The organism is Candidatus Poribacteria bacterium (assembly GCA_021162805.1).
Taxonomy (GTDB): domain Bacteria; phylum Poribacteria; class WGA-4E; order B28-G17; family B28-G17; genus JAGGXZ01.
In genome coordinates, this window is sequence record JAGGXZ010000026.1 from 1 (window position 1) to 7294 (window position 7294).

General features: G+C 52.1%; 6 protein-coding genes. All 6 read left to right on the forward strand.

The features are described from left to right. The first annotated feature begins 496 nt into the window (after positions 1-496). Entirely contained in the window at positions 497-898 is a 402-nt protein-coding gene (locus J7M22_01990) for a hypothetical protein (GenBank protein MCD6505373.1), read from the forward strand. A gap of 1 nt (position 899) precedes the next feature. Continuing rightward, entirely contained in the window at positions 900-3008 is a 2109-nt protein-coding gene (locus J7M22_01995; protein ID MCD6505374.1) for an AAA family ATPase, read from the forward strand. 9 nt (positions 3009-3017) lie between these two features. Next, a complete protein-coding gene (locus J7M22_02000; GenBank protein ID MCD6505375.1) occupies positions 3018-4949 on the forward strand; it encodes a response regulator in 1932 nt (643 codons plus the stop codon). Positions 4950-5036: 87 nt separating this feature from the next. Then, positions 5037-6209: an LL-diaminopimelate aminotransferase gene (locus tag J7M22_02005; protein MCD6505376.1), complete on the forward strand. Its 1173-nt coding sequence runs from the start codon at positions 5037-5039 to the stop codon at positions 6207-6209. A 65-nt stretch (positions 6210-6274) separates the two neighbouring features. Further along, positions 6275-6961: a YggS family pyridoxal phosphate-dependent enzyme gene (locus J7M22_02010; protein MCD6505377.1), complete on the forward strand. Its 687-nt coding sequence runs from the start codon at positions 6275-6277 to the stop codon at positions 6959-6961. Positions 6962-6968: 7 nt separating this feature from the next. Next, a partial coding sequence (locus tag J7M22_02015) for a hypothetical protein (GenBank protein ID MCD6505378.1) occupies positions 6969-7294 on the forward strand: 326 nt, incomplete at its 3' end.

Sequence of the window (7294 nt, forward strand, 5' to 3'; positions counted from 1 at the left end):
AAAGCAAGGTATTATATATCTGATTGATCGTCACAGCACACCTCCTGAAGGGATTTTCCTGTATTATCCCTTTTATGCGCTGTGACTTTCAACCTCTACCTCATCTCCAAAACTGTCAGGTAGCTAGAACGTTGAACGTTGGAACGTTAAACGTTCTAATGACGGCGAAGCCAAATGACCTAATGACAGCAAATGACCGTCAAGCGGCGGACGGTAGCTTTAAAAACCTCTGCTACACTCAGCGATAATATGAGCGTTTGTATTAGCTGGCTGCGGAAAGCTTGATCCGTGTAAAAGCGGGTTCGTCGTCTATAAAAGAGGCTATTTCGAAGCGTTGAAAAGCCCTTTATACACCCAGATGAGATTGCAAATGATGGCAGTTCGTGATAAGATAAGGGAGACAGATGAGATGGGGATCAAAGAGGAGTTGGTTTTACACCTTAACTCCCTTTATTTTTTGTCCAAAAAATGGGGATAACCTTAAGGAGTTAAAATCATGGGTGATCTGAAAGAGAGGGAAATCGAGGAGAGAATTGACCGCGAAGTCAAAAAGGAGATAGTCGATATCTATCAGGACCTCATCGACGAGATATGGACCAGAATCGCTCCCATACTGGGGACGTTGAGTTTAAAAGCCATTATGGATCGAGCCGTCTCGATCACCTCAAGGGAGTTCAGTTTTATGAGCTCGATCGAGGTAACGGAGGAGGGCGTCTGTCTCGAAAGATTGAAGGAGGAGATTAAATCAAATCACGGCCGCCAATTACTAAAGGAAGGTTTTAAAAGGTTGATCGTCAACCTGTTCCATATTCTGGCCAGATTGACCGGCAAGATCCTGATAAATAGGCTTCTCCAGGAAATCAACGGGCTTAAGGAGCTAACGGAAGGGGAGGTGTGAGATGGATCAGGTTATCAGGCTGGACATCGAAGGGTTGGACGAGGCGTTGGGCGGAGGGGTGCCCTCGCTTTCGATAAACATCATCGCAGGTCCCCCCGGCTCGGGGAAGACGATCCTCATGCAACAGATCATGTTCAATCTTGCGAAGAAAGGCGCGAGATCGCTTTACTTGACCACCGTCTCCGAGCCAGCCCTCAAGATGATCAGATACATGCAGAAGTTCGACTTCTTCGACGAGGATCTGTTCGGGAAGAGTATAGAGTATAAGGATATAGGTAGATATGTGAGCAAGGAGGGTATAGGAGGCCTTGCGGACGAAATCATTAGGCTCGTCAGGGAGACCGAATCAGAGGTATTGGTTATAGACAGCTTCAAGGCGATAAGGGATCTATGTTCATCGGAGGAGGAGTTCCGCAGGTTCACATATTCGCTGAGCGTTTATCTTTCGGTGGAGAGCGTGACGAGCTTTTTGGTGGGAGAGTACAGCCAGGAGGAGACGAGATCACTCTCTGAGTTCGCCATAGCGGACGGCATACTCTACCTCTACACGGAGATGGAGGGAACGCTCTCAAAGAGATACTTGAGGGTACTGAAGCTGAGAGGTGCTGCTCCATGCGATGAGCCTATCCCGTTCGAGATAACCGGTTCGGGCTGCGTCTTCTTTCCGGCTAAGGTTAGATTGGAAGGCGTCAAACCCAAGAGCGGCGTGATCCATCTCGATATACCCGGGTGGGATATGCTATTAGGTGGGCCGATGAAGAGGGGTAGGAGCATGATCATATCGGGGATATCCGGCTCGGGCAAAACCACCCTGTGCCTCCAGATAGCAAATCATGTGACCCAACAGGGAAATCATAGAACGCTTTACATGGCGTTCGAGGAGACGGAGGAACATCTCATCGACCTCGCTGAGAGTTTCGGATGGGATCTGAGAGGGAAAATGGAGAAGGGTGAGATAAAGGTTATATCTGTACCCCAGACCGAGGTGAACGCGGACGCACATATCGGACTGCTTTTGAAGGAGCTTTCGGAGTTCAAACCGGATGTGGTAATCGTAGATTCGCTCTCCATACTGCTTTACAGGGTGCAGGATGAGGTCTCACGTAGAGATAAGGTATTTCAGATAACCGAAGGGATAAGGAAAGCAGGGGCGATTGGATTTCTGGTTACCGATATCCCCGCCGATCAGAGCACCAAGCTGTCAAGGTTTGGGGTTGAGGAAACGGTCGTTGACGGAGTGATCGTCCTCAGCACCGAGGTTAAAGGGCTAACGAGACGCAGATACATAGAGGTCTATAAGCTCCGCAACGCCAGACATCTCTCAGGAAGGCACAGGATGAGCATAACCGATAACGGCCTGGAGATACTTGTCCCGGAGATGCTGCCTAAATATGGAGGGGAAATAGATAGGACGGTCCACTTCTCCCCTGTCAAAGGCATGATGGAGCCGCCGCCAGGTTTTGGTACCTCGTGGCTGGTCAAAGGACTTCACGGACTGGGTAAATCGGTCTTAGCATATCAGTTCGCATGGGAGGGACTGCGAAACGGGGAGTACGCCTTGATCCTGTCTTTAGATGTGCCCGCCTCCATCACCAGACGGAATATGAAGGAGCTTGGGTTTGACGTCGAAGAGTACGAGAAGATGAACAGGATCATCATTGCCGATCCCTCCGGTGAGGAGGAACTGGGAGACATTCAGGACCCTGAGGAATTTGTCTTCTATATGATGAAGTTGGTCGGCAGACTGGGACAACCGCTGAGGGTGGTGACCGATTCGCTCACCCCGCTCGCCTTAGGCCCCGATTCCAATAGATTCGTTGAGATGATTCACAGAAAGAACCTACTTCTCAGAAATGCAGGGGCGGTTATCTTCGATCTGATGCTGGACCAGATCCTCTCCACCGTGGAATTCAACAGGATGATGGGCGCTTATGACGTGATGATAGAGCTCTTCTATCCGGATTGGGGCGAGATGCAGCAACAGGGGATAGGCTCCAACGCCTTCAGAATAGTCAAGTCCAGGATCTCAAAATTCGACAACCATCCATATCCCTATACTATCGAGCGGGGAAAGGGAGTGGTGCTGCATAGATGGTTCTACAATCAGTGAGGTGTTCATATGAGGATACTCGTTGTTGAGGATAACAAGGAAATGCGGGATTTCCTGGAGAAATCCCTTCAGACCAAGGGATATAAGGTGGAAACCCGTTCAAATGGGGATGAAGCCTGGAAGCTGCTTGAAAGAGGTGAGCGATTCGATCTGGTGATAACCGATGTGGTGATGCCGGTGATGGATGGTATGGAGCTTCTGAGGCGGATCAAGGACAGGTTCCCAACCATGGACGTGATCGTCATCACGGGATACGGATCTATAAACCAGGCCGTGGAGGCTATGAAACTGGGAGCCTCGGATTACATCCCCAAACCTGTGGAGCTGAATCAGCTTCTCTCCGCCGTGGAGGGGGTGCTCACTCCAGCAAAGGCGATGAGGATAACCGGCTCTCAGCTTTCAGCTATGTTGAACATGTCGGTTTTGCTTCACACCCTTCCGGGTATAGCCTCGTTGAAGGAACTGCTGGAACGAATCGCCGACTACATATCCGATAATTTCTTCCCCGACGGATTCGTCATAGCGATCTTCGATGAGGAAAAACAGGAGTTGGAGGTTAAACTTCAGAAGAACATCCCAGGCGTGAAGGAAGGGGACAGGATTAAGCTGGTGCCAAGGGAGGAGATCGTTAGGGAGGTAGTGATGGGGACAGAGACGGAACTTCCCGCTCCGATTGAGCCGGAGAGGTATCAGATAAACCTGCCTCTGGCGGTCAACAACAGGCTGGTGGGGCTTCTGACCCTGGCTTATAAACACGAGCCGAAGCTCGATCATAAGGCGATCCAGTTCATGAAGCTTTTCACCTATCAGGCGGCGATCGCCATCTCCAATGCCATGGATCGTGAGGCGTTGCGGCGCACGCTGAAGGATCTTGAACGCCTGGAGGTGATAGGTAAGGAGCTGGCCGGCAGGGAAAGGGCGGATGAGATAATAAGCTATTCCCTGGAGGAGGCCTCCGATCTCCTTGGAGCGGATGTGGTTTCGCTCACCATACTCCCCGCCGAGCCGAAGTTTAAGGAGATGGCCGGAATATACGTGCTTGTTCCCGAGGAGGAAGTGCCACTTCATATCGATAACGAGATCAGAAGGAGGATCGAGCCTGTGGTCTTATCCTTTTTTGGCGGGGAAAGCGGAATCATCCTCAGCGATCTGCCCACTCTTCCCGTCGTATCCTCCTCCGCCCCCGATCGCTTCCCCGAGAGGATCAACGGTTTCATCAACGCCTTGCTCATCAAGGGACAGGGGGAGATCGTCGGGATCGTATCCGCGATGAGCGAGTACGACAAGTTCGATCGCGTGGACGTAAGATTGCTTCAGATGATGGGATACGACATCGCCATAGCTCTTCAGCGCGCCGCCGTGATGGATGAGCTTCGCGTTCTGAACGAGTCGACCATCAGATCGCTTGCGAGGGCGGTCGAGGCGCGCGATCCCTACACGCTCGGTCATTCCGAACGGGTCGCTGAGATCTCCGTCCTGCTCGGAAGAAGGATGGGACTTGACGAGGAGAAACTGAATAAACTGAGGGTGGCAGGGTTGTTACATGATATCGGCAAGATAGGCGTGCCGGATTGGATATTGAACAAGAAAGGGAAGCTCACAGAGGAGGATTACTCAAAGATCAAGGAGCATCCGAGCATAGGCGCCTCCATACTTCAGGAGATCCCACCTCTTAGGGAGATCGTCCCTTGGGTCAGGCATCATCACGAGAGGGTGGACGGGAACGGATATCCCGACGGGCTTAAGGGGGAGGAGATACCTCTGGAGGCGAGGATACTGGCCGTCGCCGACGCGTTTGACGCCATGACATCCGACAGGGTGTACCGCCCCGCCTTCCCGCTCGAAAAGGTGATGCGGATAATGGAGGATGGGAAAGATAAGCAGTGGGACGGCAAGATAGTTGATATCCTCCTTGAAATTGCTCCCTCGCTCACGAAATAGCCGGTGAGCGAAACCTTCCTTTTTTCCAACACCCATGATATAATAAAATCGTTGAAGTGAGAAAACCTTCAGGCCAAGGGGAAACCCATGCAGATAGCAGAGAGACTTAACAGGATACCTCCTTATCTTTTCATGGAGCTGCGAAAAAAAATCACAGAGGCAAGGGCAAAGGGTATAGATGTCATCAGCCTGGCGATCGGCGATCCGGTGGACCCCACACCTCAGCCGGTCATCGAGGAGCTCTGCGTCCAGGCGCGCGATCCGGCCAACCATAGATATCCCACCGGTGAGGAAAGGGGAATGCCGGCCTTCAGGAAGGCCGTGGCAGATTGGTACGCCGAAAGATATAACGTTGAGCTTGACCCGGAAAGTGAGGTGCTGGCTCTTATAGGCTCGAAGGAGGGATGTCACCATTTCGCCCTTGCCGTTGTCAACCCAGGGGACATCGTTCTCATGACCGATCCGGGATATCCCGCTTACAGGGCGAGCATATATCTCGCCGACGGCGAACCGTATCATGTGCCTTTGAAACCCGAAAACGGGTATCTCCCCAGATTCGAGGACATCCCTTCGGATGTGGCGAAGAAGGCGGTTGCCTTCTACCTGAACTACCCGAACAACCCAACGGGCGCCACCGCCACTGAGGAATTCTTCAGAGAGCTGGTGGATTTCGCCAGAAGCTATGATATTGCCGTTTGTTATGATAATCCCTACAGCGAGATAGTCTTTGACGGCGAAAAGCCTAGAAGCTTCCTCTCCACGCCTGGGGCTAAGGACGTAGCTATCGAGCTCAATTCGCTCTCAAAGCCCTTCAACATGACGGGATGGCGGATCGGGATGGCGATGGGCAATCCCGATCTGATAGCGGCCATCTCCAAGGTGAAGGAGAACACCGATTCGGGCGTGTTCAACCCGATCCAATTCGCTGGCATCAAGGCGCTTAAAGAATGCCGGGATAATATCGATAAGATGCTTCGGATTTACGAACGCCGACGTGAGATGGTGCTGGATACGCTCAGACGGTATGAGTGGTGGAGGGATTACACGCCGCCAAAAGGCACCTTCTATCTCTGGATGCCGGTGCCTGATGGGATGAGCTCAATAGGGTTCACGACGATGCTTTTCGAAAGAGCAGCGGTGGTGGTCTCAGCTGGATCGGCCTATGGCGAATACGGAGAGGGTTATATCAGGATATCCCTAACCGTTCCCGACGACAGGCTATCTGAGGCGATGGGGAGGATAAAAAAAGCCCTGGGATGATCTGGATGGTGATTTGTTTGACAAAATCTCAGCGCTCTGAAAAAGATGATTCTGAGGAGATAACCATGAGCATCAGGGATAACGTGGAAGAGGTGAAGGAGAGGATCGAGAGGGCGGCGATGAGATCCGGGAGGGATCCCTCTCAGATAAGGATCGTCGCCGTCAGCAAGACGTTCCCGGTTGAGAGAATCCTCGAGGCGATCGAGGCGGGGATAACTGATATCGGCGAAAACAGGGTTCAGGAGGCGGAGCCGAAGATCGCCCAAATAGGGGATAGGGTCAAATGGCATATGGTGGGGCACCTCCAGCGGAACAAGGTGAAAAAAGCCCTGAACATGTTCGACCTGATACATTCCCTCGACAGCTTCAGATTGCTGGATGAGATAGAGAAACGAGCCGCCCAAATGGAGAAAGTGGCGGATGTGCTGGTTCAGGTGAACACCTCCGGCGAAGAAACCAAATACGGGATAAGTCCCGATGAGGTAATACGCCTTGTGGAAGCGGCCTCCCAAAGGGAACACGTCAGGGTTCTGGGACTCATGACGATCGGGCCGCTTGTGGACGATCCGGAGAAAGCTCGCCCTTCCTTCATCATGCTTCGTAGGATCAAGGAGGAGATCGAGGCTGCTGAACTTCCTGGAATCGAGATGAGATACCTCTCCATGGGGATGACGGACGATTTCGAGGTGGCGATCGAGGAGGGATCGAACATGGTCAGGATCGGAAGGGCAATCTTCGGCGAAAGGGGGTGAAAAAGGGATGGACCAGCAGGAGGTTATGGAGACCATAAAACGGCTTAGCGAGGAGTTCTGGGCCGGTATGAGGGAATTGAGGAAAAGCGAGGAAAGATTCAGACAACAGATGGAGGAGTTCAGAAGACAGGTCGCAGAACAGAGAGTGGAGGATGAGAAAAGATGGGAGGAGTTAAGAAGATCGGATGAAAGGTTGAAAGCGGCCGTAGATAGCCTGACGGGGAAATGGGGTAGGTTCGTAGAGGGTATGATCGCCCCCGCAGTGGTGAGCATGTTCAGGGAGAGAGGGATAGAGATCGAAAGGATATTCCAGAGGGTCAGGGCCAGGCGGGA